This is a genomic window from Paenibacillus sp. 2TAB23 (genome assembly GCF_052115165.1).
GTDB lineage: Bacteria > Bacillota > Bacilli > Paenibacillales > Paenibacillaceae > Pristimantibacillus.
The window spans coordinates 74,273-92,675 of record NZ_JBFRGD010000025.1; the positions used below are offsets into that span (position 1 = coordinate 74,273).

The 18,403-nt window shown below is 42.7% G+C and carries 21 protein-coding genes and 1 pseudogene; 4 read left to right on the top strand and 18 right to left on the bottom strand.

Translation table 11 applies throughout. From position 1 onward, the window contains the following. Window positions 1-276 precede the first annotated feature (276 nt). The gene (locus tag AB4Z29_RS26890; RefSeq protein WP_441946054.1) at window positions 277-1,743 is read left to right on the top strand and encodes a DHA2 family efflux MFS transporter permease subunit; all 1,467 of its coding nucleotides are present in this window, start codon (window positions 277-279) and stop codon (window positions 1,741-1,743) included. A 349-nt stretch (window positions 1,744-2,092) separates the two neighbouring features. On the opposite strand, the gene AB4Z29_RS26895 is transcribed toward AB4Z29_RS26890, so the two are convergent. From AB4Z29_RS26895 to AB4Z29_RS26910, 4 genes are read right to left on the bottom strand one after another with little or no spacing between them, the layout of a single operon-like run. Next, window positions 2,093-2,566, bottom strand: a complete 474-nt coding sequence (locus AB4Z29_RS26895; RefSeq protein WP_441946055.1) for an ArsI/CadI family heavy metal resistance metalloenzyme — start codon at window positions 2,564-2,566, stop codon at window positions 2,093-2,095. A 2-nt stretch (window positions 2,567-2,568) separates the two neighbouring features. Continuing rightward, a complete protein-coding gene (gene arsC, locus AB4Z29_RS26900; RefSeq protein WP_441946056.1) occupies window positions 2,569-2,991 on the bottom strand; it encodes an arsenate reductase (thioredoxin) in 423 nt (140 codons plus the stop codon). Between the two features lie 13 nt (window positions 2,992-3,004). Further along, window positions 3,005-3,643: an MIP/aquaporin family protein gene (locus AB4Z29_RS26905; RefSeq protein WP_441946057.1), complete on the bottom strand. Its 639-nt coding sequence runs from the start codon at window positions 3,641-3,643 to the stop codon at window positions 3,005-3,007. Next, window positions 3,621-3,962, bottom strand: a complete 342-nt coding sequence (locus tag AB4Z29_RS26910) for an ArsR/SmtB family transcription factor (protein ID WP_441946058.1) — start codon at window positions 3,960-3,962, stop codon at window positions 3,621-3,623. Before AB4Z29_RS26910 ends, AB4Z29_RS26905 begins: the two co-directional genes overlap by 23 nt. 446 nt (window positions 3,963-4,408) lie before the next feature. On the opposite strand from AB4Z29_RS26910, the gene AB4Z29_RS26915 reads away from it, so the two are divergent. Further along, window positions 4,409-5,290, top strand: coding sequence for an aminoglycoside phosphotransferase family protein (locus AB4Z29_RS26915; RefSeq protein WP_441946059.1), 882 nt, complete (start codon window positions 4,409-4,411; stop codon window positions 5,288-5,290). 121 nt (window positions 5,291-5,411) lie between these two features. Here AB4Z29_RS26915 and AB4Z29_RS26920 read toward each other — a convergent pair whose 3' ends face one another. From AB4Z29_RS26920 to AB4Z29_RS26950, 7 genes are all read right to left on the bottom strand, one after another. After that, window positions 5,412-5,678 carry a hypothetical protein gene (locus tag AB4Z29_RS26920; RefSeq protein WP_441946060.1) on the bottom strand — a complete coding sequence of 89 codons (267 nt, stop codon included), beginning with the start codon at window positions 5,676-5,678 and terminating at the stop codon, window positions 5,412-5,414. 114 nt (window positions 5,679-5,792) lie between these two features. Further along, window positions 5,793-6,209 carry a hypothetical protein gene (locus tag AB4Z29_RS26925; RefSeq protein WP_441946061.1) on the bottom strand — a complete coding sequence of 139 codons (417 nt, stop codon included), beginning with the start codon at window positions 6,207-6,209 and terminating at the stop codon, window positions 5,793-5,795. A gap of 66 nt (window positions 6,210-6,275) precedes the next feature. Beyond that, the gene (locus AB4Z29_RS26930) at window positions 6,276-6,578 is read right to left on the bottom strand and encodes a hypothetical protein (protein ID WP_441946062.1); all 303 of its coding nucleotides are present in this window, start codon (window positions 6,576-6,578) and stop codon (window positions 6,276-6,278) included. Between the two features lie 172 nt (window positions 6,579-6,750). Continuing rightward, window positions 6,751-7,002: a hypothetical protein gene (locus AB4Z29_RS26935; protein ID WP_441946063.1), complete on the bottom strand. Its 252-nt coding sequence runs from the start codon at window positions 7,000-7,002 to the stop codon at window positions 6,751-6,753. Between the two features lie 121 nt (window positions 7,003-7,123). Then, window positions 7,124-7,369: a hypothetical protein gene (locus AB4Z29_RS26940; protein WP_441946064.1), complete on the bottom strand. Its 246-nt coding sequence runs from the start codon at window positions 7,367-7,369 to the stop codon at window positions 7,124-7,126. Window positions 7,370-7,463: 94 nt separating this feature from the next. Further along, complete coding sequence (locus AB4Z29_RS26945; RefSeq protein WP_441946099.1) at window positions 7,464-7,916, bottom strand: DUF4279 domain-containing protein; 453 nt, start codon at window positions 7,914-7,916, stop codon at window positions 7,464-7,466. Between the two features lie 184 nt (window positions 7,917-8,100). Then, window positions 8,101-8,565 carry an arsenate reductase/protein-tyrosine-phosphatase family protein gene (locus AB4Z29_RS26950; protein ID WP_441946065.1) on the bottom strand — a complete coding sequence of 155 codons (465 nt, stop codon included), beginning with the start codon at window positions 8,563-8,565 and terminating at the stop codon, window positions 8,101-8,103. Between the two features lie 325 nt (window positions 8,566-8,890). Here AB4Z29_RS26950 and AB4Z29_RS26955 point away from each other — a divergent pair, with 325 nt between their 5' ends. Further along, on the top strand, window positions 8,891-9,655 hold the full coding sequence (locus tag AB4Z29_RS26955) for an SDR family oxidoreductase (protein WP_441946100.1): 765 nt from the start codon (window positions 8,891-8,893) through the stop codon (window positions 9,653-9,655). A 602-nt stretch (window positions 9,656-10,257) separates the two neighbouring features. Here AB4Z29_RS26955 and AB4Z29_RS26960 read toward each other — a convergent pair. The 5 genes from AB4Z29_RS26960 to AB4Z29_RS26980 all read right to left on the bottom strand — a co-directional run bounded on the left by AB4Z29_RS26960 (window position 10,258) and on the right by AB4Z29_RS26980 (window position 15,082). Further along, window positions 10,258-11,124 carry an aldo/keto reductase gene (locus AB4Z29_RS26960; RefSeq protein WP_441946066.1) on the bottom strand — a complete coding sequence of 289 codons (867 nt, stop codon included), beginning with the start codon at window positions 11,122-11,124 and terminating at the stop codon, window positions 10,258-10,260. Between the two features lie 46 nt (window positions 11,125-11,170). Then, window positions 11,171-11,485, bottom strand: a complete 315-nt coding sequence (locus AB4Z29_RS26965) for an ArsR/SmtB family transcription factor (protein WP_441946067.1) — start codon at window positions 11,483-11,485, stop codon at window positions 11,171-11,173. 255 nt (window positions 11,486-11,740) lie between these two features. Then, window positions 11,741-13,174 (bottom strand): stalk domain-containing protein, encoded by a 1,434-nt coding sequence (locus AB4Z29_RS26970; RefSeq protein ID WP_441946068.1) that lies wholly within the window; start codon window positions 13,172-13,174, stop codon window positions 11,741-11,743. A 409-nt stretch (window positions 13,175-13,583) separates the two neighbouring features. Next, entirely contained in the window at window positions 13,584-14,285 is a 702-nt protein-coding gene (locus tag AB4Z29_RS26975; RefSeq protein ID WP_441946069.1) for a hypothetical protein, read from the bottom strand. Between the two features lie 53 nt (window positions 14,286-14,338). Further along, window positions 14,339-15,082 (bottom strand): hypothetical protein, encoded by a 744-nt coding sequence (locus AB4Z29_RS26980; RefSeq protein ID WP_441946070.1) that lies wholly within the window; start codon window positions 15,080-15,082, stop codon window positions 14,339-14,341. 290 nt (window positions 15,083-15,372) lie between these two features. Here AB4Z29_RS26980 and AB4Z29_RS26985 point away from each other — a divergent pair, with 290 nt between their 5' ends. Next, a complete protein-coding gene (locus tag AB4Z29_RS26985) occupies window positions 15,373-15,774 on the top strand; it encodes a VOC family protein (RefSeq protein ID WP_441946071.1) in 402 nt (133 codons plus the stop codon). Window positions 15,775-16,281: 507 nt separating this feature from the next. Here AB4Z29_RS26985 and AB4Z29_RS26990 read toward each other — a convergent pair. Both AB4Z29_RS26990 and AB4Z29_RS26995 read right to left on the bottom strand, forming a co-directional pair. Further along, window positions 16,282-16,755, bottom strand: a pseudogene (locus AB4Z29_RS26990) (GNAT family N-acetyltransferase); the annotation flags it as partial. A gap of 192 nt (window positions 16,756-16,947) precedes the next feature. Then, window positions 16,948-17,574, bottom strand: a complete 627-nt coding sequence (locus tag AB4Z29_RS26995; RefSeq protein ID WP_441946072.1) for a hypothetical protein — start codon at window positions 17,572-17,574, stop codon at window positions 16,948-16,950. Window positions 17,575-18,403: the final 829 nt, after the last annotated feature.

Sequence of the window (18,403 nt, forward strand, 5' to 3'; positions counted from 1 at the left end):
GTCCCTCCCACGATATGCGATTTTTTGACGCATTTCCTTAATGGGTCTATACCCTGCATTATATGAAGCAGTCCTGCTTTGTGCTTGCGCCTGCCGCCGTCTGAGTAAAGGATAACTCCGCTTTTTTATCGTGTCCAAGTCAAGTGTAACCACAAATCGTTCTATCGCTTTATACAACATTTCAATAATAATTTATTATTCCGATGTGCTATGATGGATTTATAGGTATATCTTATTCTAGAACCCATCCGAATGTGAAAAATAGGAGGTGAGCGGTTGTCAGCAGGACTAACCGAAAAGCTAAGTAAACCGATTATTGCCAAACCATCGTTCTGGCCTGCCTTAGCGACACTCTTCTTCGGATCGTTCGTTGGCATGTACCATGTCGTTTCATTGAATGTTTCGCTGCCGGGCTTTATCGGCATTTTCGATACGGATTTAGGAAAGGTGCAGTGGATTATCACCGGATTTTCGCTCGCCTGCGGAGTCATTGCTCCAGCCAGCGGCTATGCGGGAGATCGTTTCGGGGGCAAACAAGTTTTTTTATTTTGCCTAGCGGGCATTACGGTTACCTCGGTGCTCTGCGCTTTCTCTTGGAATATTTACGCGCTTATCGCCTTTCGCATTTTGCAGGGTGTATTCTGCGGACTCATTCAGCCGGTCTCGCTGGCGTTGATCTACCGGACCGTTCCAGCCGACAAGCAGCCCCTTGCGGTTAGTGTCTGGTCGTTCTCCACTATACTCGGAACAGCGCTTGCCCCATCGGTCAGCGGCTGGCTGCAAGGCTACGACTGGCATTATATCTTTCTCGTAACGGTGCCTGTCGGCATAGTTGCGCTCGTGATCGGCAGCCGAATTCTCCCTACCAATTCCGTTAACAAGGAAACCAAGCTGGATCGTCTCGGACTTGTGCTTGCAGCCTCGGGCAGCCTGTCGCTGCTGCTTCTTTTTGGAAATATATATGCCTGGGGCTGGCAATCCGCTGCTTTTTGGGTGTGCTTGACCGTCGGGGCTGGCAGCGCGGTTTGGTTTGTTATCCATCAGCTAAGAGCAAAGACGCCATTGCTGCAGCTTCGTTTATTCCGCAACCGTACGTTTACGATCAGCTTGGTTGTTTCCCTAATCCTATCTGTTGCGCTCTACTCAGGCATTTATTTTGTGCCGCTGTATTTGTCGGAAATTCACGGGCTCAGCTCTTTTCATATCGGGCTGTTATTTCTGCCGGGAGCCGCTTGTTTAACTTGCGCAACCTTCTTCTCCGGCCGGTATTATCATAAATTCGGACCGGCAGTGCTCGCCATTATCGGCACCTCCATCCTAATCGTTACCACCTTCTTGTTCAGCAGGATGCAGGTCAGCACCAGTCTGCTGGCTATTATGATTATTATCGCGATCCGCAATACGGGAACCGGCCTAGCACTGACGCCTGTGACCAATGCCGGCATGATGGCCATTCCCAAGGAGTTGTCCGGCCACGCCTCAGCGCTCATCAACTGGCTACGGCAAATATTCAGCGCGATGGCGCTGGGTTTGTTTACGTCGTTATTTTATGCAAGGCTAGCTGTTCATCAAGAGCAGCTTGGGAAAAACGATGCGGTCTATCCCTCGGCTTATACGCTAAGCATTAACGACGCTTTCTTATTCTCCGCCATCATTATTCTGTCTGCTCTGCCGCTGGCCTTGCTGCTTCGCAAGCCGAAAATAGGAAGCAGCATCGAGAAATCTAAGGTTAGAGCCAATTGAACGGGTTTGCGATTACATGCAGGCAGTCGATAGCCTATTTGAACACAAGTATAACCTTTTAATCGCGTAGTATCACCAAATAATACTTAGTGTTATTTATTACAAAGCAATTTTTCTATGCTAGAAGATTCCAGCTGACCTCCTATGCCAGCTGCACATGAGCCAAAACAGTATTCCCTTGCTTCCCGTTCGGACTTCCTCATCTTCTTAAGCTCAATGATTTCCTAATGCTTGCACAGCTCATAAAGGACTAGGGTCCATTGTTCCACATTCCTGCCAGTTACCTCAACGAGGCTGCCATTTCATAACGGCAGCCTCGCTCAAATGATTATTAATAGTGACTGTTAGTTTAAAGTCCACCTTTTTTGAATGATCCGAATGCAATAGCTTGCGGGCCGGAGGGAGGAGCGCAGCAGAGCGAAACGTCACGCGGTTCCCCAGCGCTTTCAAATTCTGAATCCTCTTTTGCGGAAAAAATTTCCCATGCATTTCCATCCGGGTCATGTACCCAAACCTTATCTTGCACCGCGTAGCAACAGGTCGTGTTCATTTCATCGATAAGAAGCAGCCCGGACTTTTGAAGGCGATCACCAATAGCCAGAACATCTTCGGTATTATTGACTTGAAAACCCAGATGGTTGAGTACGCCGTTTTTTTCAAAAGGACGGACATTTAATGAAAAATGGAGTGCCGGATTATCTAGCTCAAACTTCGCGTAATTTTCTTTCACCTTCGTCGGCTCAGCACCAAAAAAGGCTTTGTAAAAGTCGAGCGATTTCTGAAGGTCGCTGCAGTTTACCGCTACGTGCATCCGTTTCATCATGCTCATTTACCTTCTTTCACAAATCGTTCAATACGATTTTTAATGGATTCACGCACTTCGCGGAACTCTGCCATGATTTCTTCTTCCGTACCAGTCGCTTTCGCAGGGTCCTCAAAGCTCCAATGCCATTTTTCAGCTTTATCGTTGTGAACGACCGGGCAATGATCGTTTGCGTGACCGCATAGTGTGATGATGTAATCTGCTTGATTTAGGATCTTGGGGTCAATCACGTCCGAAGAATGCTCAGAGATGTCCACACCGGCTTCATCCATGACTCGGACTGCCCGAGGATTTAACCCATGTGCTTCAAGACCGGCGCTTTTGACTTCGTAGCTTTCACTTCCCAGCGCTCTCAAAAACCCGTCTGCTATTTGGCTTCTGCAGGAATTACCTGTGCAAAGAAAATAAACTAGTTTCTTCTCCAATTCATTCAGCTCCTTATTCATGTAATGTTTTATAAACCATTGAAGCAGCAATTGCTCCCAGAACAGTAGCCACTAAGTACAACCACAGGTGTTGCATATCACCTGAAACCAATGCTGGTCCTAGTGAACGTGCGGGATTCATAGATGCTCCACTGATCGGACCTGCGAACATCGCCATCAGCCCGACAGTAGCTCCAATCGATATGCCAGCAAAGCTTTTAACCGCTTTACCGTGTACAGCTGACCCCAAGATGACGATCATCAACAAAAACGTCAAAATAAACTCCAAAACAAACGATTGGCTCTCAGATGAACGAGGTAGTGTTGCGCCTAAACTCGCGACATTTCCAAACAAAAGAAAAAGAGTGCATGCAGCAGCGATGGCCGCAACAAACTGAATCGACATGTAATACAAACTGTCTCGAAGTGAAATATCTCCCCGTACCCAAAATCCAATCGTTACCGCAGGATTAAAATGGGCACCTGATATATGACCGAATGTATAGATCAGAACTGTAACAACAAGCCCGAATGTCAGGGCAATTCCTACATGTGTAATACTTTTAGTGATCTCCTCAATCACCATTGCCCCAGGACCGGCAAACACTAAAAAATACGTTCCTATAAACTCAGCAATTAGTTTCTTTTTCAATTGTCGCTCCGCAGCAGTCACTACCCGTTCGAGTTGGTTTGAAAATGCAGCACAGCTCCTCAGAAAGGATATGGCTAACCTGTTCTTGATTAATTTCGTAATAACTCCAAGTACCGCGCGTCTCCTTCGTAATAAACCCGGCATCAAGCAAAATCTTCAGGTGATATGATAGCTTGGATTGAGACATCTCGAAAATATCAGTGAGATCGCAAACGCAAGTATTTCCGCGTTGGGTAAGCTCATACATGATTTGAAGCCGTTTTTCATCGGCAAGCGCTTTAAATTTTGATTCGTAATCTTTGAGCGAAACCTCGTTCATAGGGATCATAACCTTCTTTTATTAATCAATTTTTTTTGATTTATTAGTTGAATTGAATTTATCACCATTCTCCCCTCTAGTCAATTGCTTTATCAAAAAAAATTGATTAATGTTTCAATCTCTCCGTTAGCATAATAAAAAGAACAGGCCTTTGCAGCGCCTGCTCGTTCATGTGTTAGTCAACTAACAACATATCCTCTTAACATAAGATCTCCTTTGGATAACCAATTTCGATTTATAACCGTCCTTTACCTGCATCAATGATCGGTTTCATGCTAATATATCCGGTATAGACCGGAATATGGCGAGAAGGCAGGGTGTAGATATGGAAGTACGACAAGCAGAACGAATGATTGAGGAGTGGGCGTCCGCAAACGCCGATGTGATTGGCATAGGCCCGAATAAGATCCGAGCGTCATATATATAACCCCGGAGGCTTTGGCAACTTGTCTATCTGTTTGACGGACGGCCGCACACGCCTTCACGTCAAGCTGGCTCCACCTAGCAAAGCCGCGCGGCTGCGACAGTGGGCGGTCGTCAGCGATTATCTTGCCGAGCACTACGCCGCGCCTAGGCTGGTCCATGCAATTGACCACGAAATCGTGCCGGGGTATCCGTACGGCCTTGTTTTCGAATATATCGAGGATGCGACCACGCTTGCGGAAGTGCGGAATCCCGAAGCCGCGCTGACGGGTGTCATGGAGACCGCCGCGAAGCTCCATCGCGACGATCGTCTTCGCAGTATGCTGCCTAAGGAGGAGATACGCACTTATGCGAATGCATTTGAGGACGAGTACATTGCCCGGTTTACTGATGATCTCGATGGAATCCGCGGGTCGCGAGAGCTGCTCAGGGATTTCGTGTCGGACGAGACGATTTCGTGGTTCGGGGAAGAGATCAGGAGGCTGAGGGATACAGTCCGGCAGACACCTGCATTTCTACTCCCAGCGGGCGATGTTGTTCATAACGACCTGAATGGCAACAACGTACTGACGTGCGGCAGGAACGGGTTCCGGATCATCGACTGGGACGATCTTTCCGGCCAGGGCGATGCGGCGATGGACTACTCGGTACTGCTTTGGCCACTAACGCATGATCCGACATGGCCGATATGGAGGGAGAAGGTTCTGGCAGGAGCAGGGGCTGCGGCCGTCGAGCGGTTGGAACTATATTTTCGGGCAAAGCTGCTCGATGACGTCATCGACGTGCTGGCCGATTATGTTGAGGCGGAGCAGATACCAGAGCATCGGGCAGAGGCCCAGCGTAAGGCTAAGTCCGTTCATCTTCACTCGTATCCGCAGTATCTCGCCAAATATGGCGTCGGATAAAGCGGCCTCACCGCTGTCACCTGACAGTTATTTCAATAATGGCTGCCGGTGGTCCGGCAGTTGTGCATGGTGCTATCGCTACCCGTTAGTTGAACTACCTGTTATATGATCATCGGTTCCATTAACGTTCGTTTATATATTTCTCCCAGTGCTTGATTTCGTCATTATTAGGTTTAATCAGTAGTTCATCTCTTGAAGATGCTTTTTCAGCATTATGAACATAATTAGGATGTTCCCAAGTTGATTCACATTCACTACAACATAGAATTAGCTTGTTTGAGCTAGCTTCTTTTAAAATTTCAACCCAGCCCTGGTCACAAATTACACACCATTTTACTTTGTTTTTGTAGTAATCAATAATAATCATCCTATCTATAATAGAAGTCATTCTTTAACTTTCCTGCCAGTTAGCTCAACGAATCTACCGTTCAATGCCGGCAGACTCGTCCTGGTGATTATGATAGTTAGCTTAATAACTTGATCATTGGTTAGTTTGCTATTATCAAAAAAATACGTGAATTGAATGTATAGATGAACTATCATCCCATTCATTATCAGGTACAAAATGAATACCTTTCACATTGGTTGGTTTAAACCGCCACCACATAGTATCGTATAAGAACTCCTCATCTATCTCATATTTCAATCCACTAATTTGATTTAAAACTGACCCTATACCTACAAGATTATTATACATTCCTTTATAGTTCCCTTTGGCATAAATATTGTACAAACCCTTCGTTTTATTCAAGGTAAACCAAAAATCATTACTCTCGATAACAGTCATCTCATATTTATTATGTTGAACTATTTCATATTCAAAATCTATTTTACTGATTAACTCATCAATATTCCATCTTAAATGATACTTACCTACCCTTATCCCTGGTATGATTTCCAGTTCAAAAGAATCATTCATATTAAGTATTTCTCCTTGGTTTTTATGTACAATAATTTATTTTGGTACTCAATCGTGCTCGTAGAGTTAGCTGAATCCCAATTCTTCTTTGATTTCTGCCAATTCTCCTGATAACTTATCGAATAGAACTTTGTTGTTTATATCCGATCTATCTCTGAAATTGGTCTTTCCTAAGAAGGCCATATATGCGCTTGCAAGTTTCTTCTTGATTCTCTGTTCAATTTCACATTGTTGGTATTCATAATCAAAAAAGCTATCCATCGTTTTTCGAGCGCGGTCATTAAACCCAAAATACTCCATACCTATTGACAATAAATCAGTACAATCTAACGCGTTATTGTAAAATGCCTCTTTAGTTTTCCTTTTCATGCTATCCCTCACAATTTGAAAACTTTATGGCTTATCTATGGTAAACAATTTGACCAGAGCACCACGCTATCCTGCCAGTTAGCTCAACGAGGCTGCCAATTTATGCCGGCAGCCTCGTCCTGGTGATTATGAAGCTATAGTTCCCAGTTAGTTTAATCATCACTTGTTGCTGTTATCTTCCGTATTCAATAATTTTAAATGCCTGCTTTAAGCAATCAAGTTGATTTAATTTTACCTCCAATTTATCGTTGAACACTCCGTAAATAAGTATCGCTAAATCTGTTTCAGACTTACACGACGAGGATTTCTGAGCGATTTCTATTACTTCAACGCTATATTCGTTTTCTGGAGCACCTCCTGCTAAAAGACCAACAGGGTCCCAATTATTAATTACTTGGGTTAGAAACTCTATATTTATGTTCACCTATTTATCACCTTCTGATATTGGTTATGTTCTAATTATCCCGCCTGTTAACATAACGCTGCTGCCGATCAGTGCCACATCGGCGTCTTAGTTGTTTATTAAGCTATAGTTTCCCGATAGCTTAATCCTCCGGAGGATTCACACCTTCGTTGGCCTTCGGGTGTTGCAGCTGTAGCTTGACTAGTTGCTCGTACCGTTCGCGGATCTTCGGTACTGCCCCCTCGCGTAACTTTTCGATCCTATCAGCAGACAGACGATCAAGTTCCTCTTTCTGCTCCGAGCTGACCTTGTAAACTTTCGCCGTTATGACCTCGCTTGTTTCATACACAATTTCCGCTTTCTCCAGAGCCTGTTTTTTCTTGTCCATGCTTAATTTCCCCGTTTCTCAATTAAAGCGACAGACGGACGGTTGCCTTTTCATTAAGCTATAGTTTCCAGTTAGCTCAACAGTCTTTCGCTTTTTACATGTCAAAATCGCTTTTATATGGGTTTGCATATAAATCAATATCAAACTCCGCTTCTACGCTTTTTGCGAATTCAATCTGTTTATTATCGAGGTGTAAAGCTGGCGTTCGACCATTTTCCATTATTATTACGATTGAGAAAAGGCAATCCAATCTATACGTCTTTCTTAACTGATTTATTATCGCTGTTTTATTTTTCAATGGTTCCAAAACATGAGCCAATTGTTCAGTAACATCATAGGATTCTTGATACCCTGAACTTAGTACCCAGGCTGTTTCTTTTCTGTAATGTACTGTGGTATTAATTATTTTGTCATTCTTCTGTCTAACAATAACATCACCTTTATTATACGATTCTGTTGGTTCTATGCTGAGCAATTCAGTAACTTCATTTACTTGAAATTTCTCTCCTAAGAGACTGAAATACGCCATTACCTTGGTCTTGTCTATTTTCAACACCTCAATCATTTATGAAATCATCCTTGTCTCGATTGTACCACTAACTAATAAAGGCAGCCGATCGTTTGACCAGCAGCCTCTTGTGTTTATTGAGCTATAGTTCCAAGTTAGCGTAATGTACTCATTAACTTGGCCAGCTTAATCATGTCATTTTTGATGAAATAGAAACTACTCACTAAAAGGCAGCCTTTTGTTCTAGATTATGTATGATACGGGGCGCTGCTTCATAAAAGAAATGAACCAATTTTTTCATTTGTTCTACAAAATCTTCACTATCGGGACCACCTATATTCACTGCTGTTTTCTGACCGTTATATACTTCATTGAATAATGGGATTTCACGATTGTACTGCTCTTTAATATAATCTCTATGAAGTTCACTCATTGCAATAATTATATCGTACTCTTTAAAGTGATTTTCATCAAAAAGCGTTCTTTTGAAGTCAGTGGTGTCTATATTCAATTCATTCATTATATTAAAGTGAATATTGGAATACTTGCTAATATCACTATTTGCTCTTATCCCAGCCGAAGCAACCTTAAATGAAGTCTTATTAATACTACGGAGAAAATCCTTCATACAAAATTCAGCTATTACGCTTCGAGTAAAATTATCGGTACATACAAACATAATATTCATTAAAACCAACTCCATTCCAATGACCATTTTATGGAATTATAGCAAATGAAACAGGGAAATTACCATCAATATTTTTCGTTTGATTATTCAACTAACCTGCCAGTTAGCTTAACGCTAATAGGACATTTTATGCGTAAGTAAAAGGAGCAGCTGCGGCTGCTCCTTTATCGTTCTTAGTCCAGAAACCGTATCAAATCAACAATTCTATTCTAGTACTCTTTTTCTTTTACAATCTGTCGGGAGTGAGAATAAGAGCGCAACATCGCGAAAGTCCGGGTGTGGTATAACTGAAATGAAAAAAATTAATCGTCAGGAGTTGGAGAACATGGGGAAGCTGTTCAACAAAGTAGCGATCGTGACTGGGGGCAGCCGAGGCATCGGTCGGGGTATCGCACAGAGGCTTGGCCGCGAAGGAGCGACCGTCGTTGTGCACTATTTAGCCAGCCGAGGCTCTGCAGAAGAAGTAGTTGAGGACATTAACCGCAGCGGAGGATCTGCCTTTGCCGTCGGATCCGACCTCGGTACGCTTAATGGGATCCAGACTTTTTATGCCACTGTAGAACAAGAACTCACCACACGCTTTGGTACGACAGGAATCGATATTCTCGTCAACAATGCTGGGACGAGTCTTGCTACTGCCATCGAAGATACGAAAGAAGAAGACTTTGATTCGCTAATATCGCTGAATGTGAAGGCGCCGTTCTTCATGATTCAGCAAGTGCTGCCGCATCTTCGTAATGATGGGCGCATCATTCAAATTTCATCGGCAGTTACACGTATTTCCCTACCTTCAATACCAGCGTACAGTATGTCGAAAGCAGCTATCAATGGACTGACTCTTTCGTTGGCCAACCAACTCGGCCCGCGTGGAATTACGATCAATGCGATTGCCCCGGGATTCGTGGCTACGGATATGAACGCGGGTATGCTTCAGGATCCCGGTAGCCGTCAGTTTGGCGCTAACTTCTCGATTTTCGGAAGGTGGGGCGAACCTAAGGATATTGCGGATATCGCGGTATTCCTCGCATCTCCAGAGGGCGGATGGATTACGGGGCAGGTAATCGACGCTAGTGGCGGTTCGCATCTATAAATAGGTGACATGAGGCAGCCCCGTTTTTCGGGCTGTTCTATATTCTTAGGTGAATGCTCGACAGCTTAATTGAAAGAAGTCGCCTCCTGATTAGGAGGCGAACCTGGTTTTGTTTCTAGATCAGACCGACTAGAGATATGGACTTTTCTGGGATAAGACTACAGGCTGTATTTGAAACCTTCCAACAGAGAACGACAAATGCAGAACGTGAACACGTTATATGTACACCGGACTTTTACAGTAGCAGCAAAAGAAATTTGATGTGGCAGAATTTCATAAGTAATAAACTTATAGAAGAAACTAAACGAACATAAAAGCCCTAATTTTCCATTTCCCCTTTATGATCTTTACTTCAATCATAAAAAAGCAAATGGTTTGAAGGGCCTTTTCTATGTTTCTAAAAAGGATTTGTATGTAGTCATGTTCATAAAAGTGGGGGGGTATTCGAATTTCTGTTATTGAGCTATCGTTCCCTGTTGAAAAGTCGGGGTTTATTGGTAAACGCTAGGACTCAACATAATTATTGATGATTGCTCGGGTTTCTTCACTAGTAATGGTCATACTCCTCTCTTCGTTCGTACTTTATCCATATTCTTATGACGTTACTTCAAAAATAGTTTCATCAAGCTTACTACAATTGGGTTTACATTGTACCCCTTCGGGTTTACAGAATATCGTTTCCCCGTATCCATCTCCCCAATGCGATCCATTTCTTCATCGCTTAAATGGAAGTCGAGTATGTCGATGTTTTCCTTTATCCTTTTGGGATTTGAGGATTTTGGTATAACGATAGTATCTCTATTTAAATGCCATCGCAAAATGACTTGTCCAACCGTTTTCTGATGATGGCGAGCAATAGATTTGAGTACCTCATTCTCAAACAAAGACTTATTTCCTTGGCCCAACGGCCCCCAAGCCTCATGCAAAATCTGATGATGTAACATGTACTCTCGCAATCGATGTTGTTGAAACTCTGGATGGGTCTCAATTTGATTGACCATCGGAGCAATCTTAGCATGCTTCATAAGATGTTCAAGGTGCTCAATCTCGAAGTTGGCTACTCCAATGACTCGGACTTTCCCCTCAGTATAAAGTTTCTCCATTGCCTTCCAAGCCTCTACGTAATGGGGACCAGCGAAATGAATGAGATACATGTCAAGGTAATTTGTATTTAGTTTTTTACAGCTTTTCTCAAAAGCCCGTTGCGTTTGTGCATAACCTAGATCGGTTGTCCATACTTTTGACGTTAAAAAAAAATCCTCTCGGGCAATGCCACTGTTTTGTATTTCTCGCCCCAATGCTTCTTCATTACCGTATATTCGTGCCGTATCGAAATGTCGGTAACCTGTTTTAATGGCTTCGCTAATGGTCTTCTCAAAAACTCCATCTTTACCTTGTTTGACATTATAGACCCCAAATCCAAGCTGAGGAATTTCCACTCCATTTATCGCTTCAACTGATAAGCTCATCGATCCGCCCCCCCTTTGGTATGGACTATAATTGTTGTATCGCGATTTATTCACATAGTTTTATTACACCGTCAACTAGATCTCGTAAGGATTGCAATTTGTTTTTGGCATCTATACGATAAAAGTTTTTGGTTCCCTCTTTATGGACACTTACAATTCCAGCGTCTTTTAGTATTTTTAAATGATGTGAAAGTGCAGGTCTAGATAAATGTGTATTCATACTAATTTCTCCCACACGCATTCCAGACCCCTGTGCCAAAGTAATGAGAATGGCTTGTCGAGTTTCATTTCCAATCGCAATTAACACTAATTGATTCTCTTTAAATTCATGCGTTAATTGATTTCCAAAGTCCTGATCCATCGAGTCCCTCCTTGGTCAAAACACATGAACGATTGAATTGAAATTATCTTATCATAATATTGCCGAAGACATATCATCGGTAAAGTAAATCGAGATCATTAGGTAGATAATTGGGGTGATGTGATATCCAATAATAGCAAAGTTCGCATCGTAAAAATACACCAGGAATAACCTATCTCCGACTTATTTTGGATCTGCCCGTGAATCGGAACGATGATAGTAAGCAGCTGTCGTAGCTGCAATAAACTCAAAAAATTATCCTTTGATAGGTGGCGTTTTTATAATAATCGTGTCGTTTGCAAGATTCCAATTTACGCTAGCGCCAAGTGCTTCTGTTATAAAGCGAAGCGGTACAAAAGTTCTGCCTCCATCATATCGCGGTGGTTCTGGCAGCTGCTTCTTCTTGCCATTGATTACGGCTTCATGTTTATAGACCTCTAATAGAAGCTTGGTTTGGTCTTTGCTTATCGTAATCTTCCCAGCATCATACGAGACTTTTGCGCCCATGGCTTCAAATATATCGCGAAGCGGCACAAAGGTCGTCCCATTTATAATGAAGGGGTCAGAGCTAAGGGGGAGCTTGGAGTCATTGAATTGAATCGTATAGCCTTTCATTACAGTTGAGGGCTTAATGTCTGTAATTGGTTTCGGTTCTTTAGTTTGAATAAGTTCTATGTTACTTGATCCCCATGACCTTACCGTTCCTTTCTTGTCTAACGCGATACCGCTATTCATAAGCCTGGATTCGATATCTAAAATAGCAGTTAATCCTTTGAGCTGTTTAAGCGAACCGTTTTCTTCAAAGTTCCATACCGTACCATTTGGATGTAAGGCCAAATTATAATTAGAGCTGTGACGTGCCGCTGATATTTTAATAAATCCACCTTTTATTGATGTAGCTTCTCTGTTATCGTAGTTTAGAAATCCGCCTTTTTTGAGCATAAACATGGCGCCGTTATAATCATTGCTCATTTCTGAAACGGTTATCACATCCTTTATTGCAGTCGTTGTATCTTTGCCCATTCGAATGTGATTCCAATACCCCCACCTTTCAACGCGGCCATCTCCTTTGACAAAGGAGACGTTGTTAGTTGAGGCTGCAATTGAAGTAACATCGGAAACATTGGCTTTACCAGGTGAATAGGCTTGATCCATGTCTGAATGATCTGGCATCGTGCTGCAATAGGATTCATCGAAAGTGAAATCTGACCGCGTCATTGCGGACATGCACACATCTCCCCATACCCAAGCGACCCTCTCTTTCGTAAGTGCTACGTGATAATGACCTCCGCTTGCTATAGCAGTCACCTTATTCAAGCCAATTACTTGAGTTGGCTCGTATGTTTTCTCAGCCACACTGCCGTTTCCAATAAGTCCATATGTATTGGAACCCCAAGTCCACACCGTGCCGTCCGATTTCAAAGCAAGATTGCCAACTTCTACTGAGATAGCTCCTGGAATTTTAGGACCACGTTTAGCGTGTTCATTGCCTGACCACGTCCAAATCGTTCCATCATTTTGTAATGCCATGTTTCGTCCCTCAAAGGAATCAATATCAATAATATCGGTAAGCGGAATACCTCTAACAGCTATATTTTTCTGACCGAAAACGGTATTTACTTGTAATAGGTTTAGCATTAGAACAACAATTAAGAGTAATAACCTATGAATTTGTTTTTTCTTTATCATCCTACATACTCCTTTTTATAGTAAATTTGGATTATCATATTAGACTCATAAAAGGACGGAAAGTTGTTCTACACCACTTGCCAGCATTTAAAAAAACAAATTTCCATTTGGAAAATACACAGGAAGAATCCATTCATCTTCAAGCGAAACCGATTGATTTTATTCTACCTTTCCCTTTTTTTGAAAATAGAGGAGGTCTCTTGCTCTTAAACGATCCTGCCCGTATAGCTTAACAAAATGAGCAGGCACCGATAGCGCCTGCTCATCCATGTATTATTCAACTACCGTTACCCATTAGTTCAATCCGGTTACTTTAATGTGACTCCTTTCATTCCCTTCAGCCAATCGGTCCAATTGGGGGACTGGAGATTGGAAAAGAGTTTGCTATCTATCACATTTGTTGATTAAGTTATGGGTTCGGGTTAATTACCTCTCCGCTAAGATGTAGCTCGGTGATGACCGGATTAGTAAAATTCGTAATCGGTTCAGGCGGAGCATCAAAGCCAACCCCAAAGCCTGATGCAGGTCCAGCTGCAGCAGTCAAGAAGTAGTTCGCTGTCGGCCCTGCCGCTCCCGTATCGGTGACGTTAAAGGTTGATGTGAAAAAGCCTTGTATCTGGGTAGTACCCGTACCCACCAAATTAATTTCCGTTACGGTACCGCCGTCTACGATTGTACCGACTAACGTACCTGTAATTGCCGCATCACGATAAATGCTGAAGCGCATCACTTGGCTAGCAACCGCTAATTGGGGAGCAGGTCCACTTTCAAACATATAACTCCATCCGATGGTCGCGTTAAGCGCGATGCGGCTACCTCCATTAACCCTGCTCACTGTTAAGAACTCGCCCGACACCTGTACTTCAGGCCCAATGGTAGCAGGAGCTACCGGCAGGCCGACCGAAATGATAACCGGTCCGCCTGCTACCATGAGATTCGGAATTTCGATATAGCCGTAGGAGGTAAGCAGTCCGCTCCCTGCTGGACCTGGAACACCTTGGGGACCTACCGGTCCAGCAGGGCCGCTCGGGCCAACGGGGCCAGTGAGTCCTCTTGGTCCTCGGCGGACATTGACTTTGACTTTACGTGTGCCGCATTTTTTGGTTAGCACCCTTCTTCTCTTATGCCTTGGAGCACAATGCACGATCTACACCTCCAGAATAATTAGACAGCGTTAGGTCCGATAACCTTCCCGCTAAAATGAATTTCACTGATATTGATATTCATAAAATCGTTGATAGCCGTTGGACCACCATCATTCAGATCAAAACTAAACCCGGTAGATGGACCTGCAGCAGCCGTTAGATAATAGTTTACCGTGCTGCCCGTTAATCCCGAATCTGTGCATGTGAATGAAGCAGTGAATGTCCCCGTGACGAGCGTTGTCGCATCGCCTTCATCGTTGATTTGAGTGACGCTCCCTGCATTTAAGACTTGGCATATGCGCTGACCCGTCAATGGCGCATCGCGAAATAAACTAAACTGTATTCTTTGCGTTCCAATGGCCACTTCTGGTGCGGGGAGCGTAATGAAAGAAAAACTCCATACAACGGTTGCTGCTAAAGCAATTCTGCTACTCGCTTCTATACCACGAAGCTCCAAAAATCGATTGCTAACTTGTACCTCAGGCCCTGTTGTCGCTGGCGCGACTGGCGATGAAAGTACAACAATGGAAGGGCCGCCTGCTGTCATCGGATTGGGAATTTGAACAAAATCATAGTAAGTCAGCAGTCCGGGTCGCGTAAGTCCCGGTGGCCCTTGTGGTCCTTGCGGTCCCTGCTGCCCAATTGCTCCTGCAAATCCGCGTCTCCCCCGTGGGGCTGCTACTTTTATTTCCAAATCGCTACAAAATGGTTTGGAACTCATAATTTGTAATTTTTCTTCGCGACGAATAGCCTCGAGAACCAATAACTACACCTCCCGATACAGATGCCTTATCATATGTTATTGCAACTTAGATGTGATAGGCAGTTAACGAGATTCATAGACGAAGTTCCCAGTCTAATGAAAAAAAACGCATTACCTCATCTTGATCCCTCAATCTTCAGGAACACGAGAGGATGCTGGAGCTTACTAAGGAAACCGCGGGTTAAATGACAGGAATGTCCTAACTTGTGGATTTTGTTATATGATTCGCTTCTGCTGAGAAGTAGAGTATAGTAGGAGTAGTTAAAAATATATTCCAGGAGGCTACTGCCATGTCACAGGAGATTTGGATTAACCTGCCGGTCAAAGATGTTGCGAGGTCAACTGCCTTTTTCAATGAGATTGGATTCCATGCGGTGAGCGTTGGTAATGAGAGAGCCAAACTTGCCATAGGCCAAACAACGATTCTACTTTTCCCGGATGCGTCGTTTGAGAAATTCACAGGTTCAAAAATCGCAGATACTGCCCATAGCGCTGAAGTCATATTTTCCATTGGCGCAGACAGCAGAGAAGAAGTAGATGCCTTTATTCAAAAAGTAGAGCTTGCCGGAGGAAGCATCTTTGGCAAGCCGAGTGAAACGGACGGCTGGATGTACGGCGCAGGATTTGCCGATCTAGACGGTCACCGCTGGAACCTGCTGTACATGGACGAGAGCAAAATGCCGAAACACTAATACGGAAACGCCGGTCATCTACTTAAGGTCACCGGCATTTTTTTACTCCTCGTATACTCTGATATCTGTCATTCAAATCAAAATCGGCGCATAGAAGGAAAAATTTGCGGGCCTTGATTAAATGATATATTTTGGTTATTATGCCACTCTGCCCGTTAGCATATGAAAAAATGGAGCAGCTGCCGATGCAACTGCTCCATGATGCGTTGAATTAACGTTCCCCCTTAGTTGAGTGGCGAACCCACTAACACCGGTGATGAAATTAGTCAACTATTAACGAATAAAACTGATTAAGACTGCTATCGCACCCATTAACACTAAAATTGAGTAGAGAAAGTAACCGAAGACCTTCAGTGGACGCGGCATTGTGTTTAAATTTATTTTTCTCATCGGTCCTCCACCCTCAATACTTTGAATAGAGCGAAGGTTCTCATCGACATAATTATCATTATTGTATACTTGATCCTTTTCGGGCTGGGTTTCGTGAATGTTGTTTGCGCTCAACGATAAATCTTTTATAAACCAAGCATCCGTAGCATTATGCTCTGAACCATCTAGTGGTCTTTCAAGTTGTTGGAAACCTAATTTGATGTAAAGAAGATTTGCTGTTTGAAGTTTCTTCAATGTCTCTAAGTAGCAGTGTGTATAGTGTTCCTTGGAGAAGTCGAGTGCTACTTTCATAAGATCTTTCGACAGACCCCTACCTTGAGCTTCAGGTGTAATGTATAGCTTTTGCAACTCGCAAATTCCCTGTTCCTGCCCAAATGGTGCAATCCCCACACCGCCTACCACTTCATTTTGTTCATTCACCGCAACCCAATACTTTGAATTTGATTGTTCCTTGTAATATTGTGCCAGACTGCTCAGTTGAGGGTCAAAATATGCAGTTCCCGGAATGTTTAGGCTAAATGATTCCAATGAGCGTTTAATAATTCGCTCTATTGTTTGATTGTCCTTTTCTTCAATTTCACGTATTTGCATTATTTCATTCCCCAATATATAAGTAATTATAAATTATTACCTTTAAATTTATTAACCAAATCATTCAATCTATTCAAGTACTCTGTCCTGTCCGTTTGCGGAATGAAGCAGCCGATCATTGTTGGTCGGCTGCTTCCAAGCTTTTATTGAACTACCGTTTCCTGTTTGTGTAACACTTGAACATATTTTTTGTTACTTTTCTCCAATGTGAAACACGCCAATTATGGTTTCACCATCAACATCATATAGCGGAATATCACGACCACCTGGTGATCTACTGTTCTGTATCGCAATGGCTTCCTCGGGTGATTTTGGTAGCTCACCATCTAAGTCTTTTTTCAGCACATATCCTTCTATGCCATCCACACCCATAGCACTAATTAATTCAGGTCTCGTATCTGAAGAAGTAGCATCTGCGTCAGAACCGTATGCCTGTCCGTTTTTGTTTTTAGGATAGAAATCTATATTCTTAGCGCCGCTAATATGATAAGAACCAATTATGGTTTTCCCACCGACATCATATAGCGGGACATCATGGCCAAGTTCTGTTAGATAATCTTTTTTCAACACATATCCTGCAATGCCATCCACACTTCCTACATGAATCAAGTCAGGTAGCAGTTCATCGGGAATGGCTTCTTCCGCAGAACCGTATGTCTGTCCATGTTCATTTTCAGAATTGATCTGAAAATTTATATAGCTTTGATTAGTCGCATTTTTAGCATCTGTGCTTTGGAATACCATTGCACCTCCCACTCCTACACACATGATAAAAACAACACTAATCAATATTTTGAGGCCTTTATAATTCATCCTCACATTTGTTCACTCCTTAACGTTTTTTCGCTCTTCACTCTATAGGCGTTCGTCTCGTCCGTAGCCCTCTATTAAGGTTCAATGTGTACATTGGTTGCATACCATTCGCCTTTCTTCAATTTTATCATCAGGGAAACAGGTTCTTCAAAGCCAAAGTCTCCTGGAGTGTACTGCTGTTTTACCCCTACTTTTGCATAACCGAAAAAATGCAAAACAAATGGGGTTTCAATTTTATGGAATTCAGGTTTGTAAGTATATTTAGAGGAAGTTAAATGCCTTTGTAATGGAATAGCAAGTGTTGTTATTCTATTGTGCCCGCTAGTTGAATGATGATGTTTTTTATATCTAATTTTTTCAAATAAAACCTAATACAATCCATGCTAGGGTTTCAAACAATTAAATACCTCCTTTGGTCGTTAATAATAATAACGTTAATTTCTGGAAAAAGTTGCTTGCACCATCTCTTCTATCCCTCGAATGTTTCCTTTACCCTCAAGACCAGCTATGTTTTCCCAGAACTAATATCTAGCTATGACACTACGAATAAAGATTTTAAACTTGCAGGACAATCTAAGGTAAGACGAGACTATGCTATATTTAATTCAATTGCTAATTAGAGTTCTGTTTACTTCCTACGTTTCTAAATCAAAAAAGCCAAAAAGTCGTGTAGGACACGACCTTTTTGGCTTTTTGAAACAACTGACTATGTGCCGATATGAATTATAATTCAACTGATATTCCAAACAAAATTACGGTAGATATTCATGATAGATATTTCCTAATCGTGGCTATACCCTTAATAACTTATTTCAATTATATCGTTACCACGATC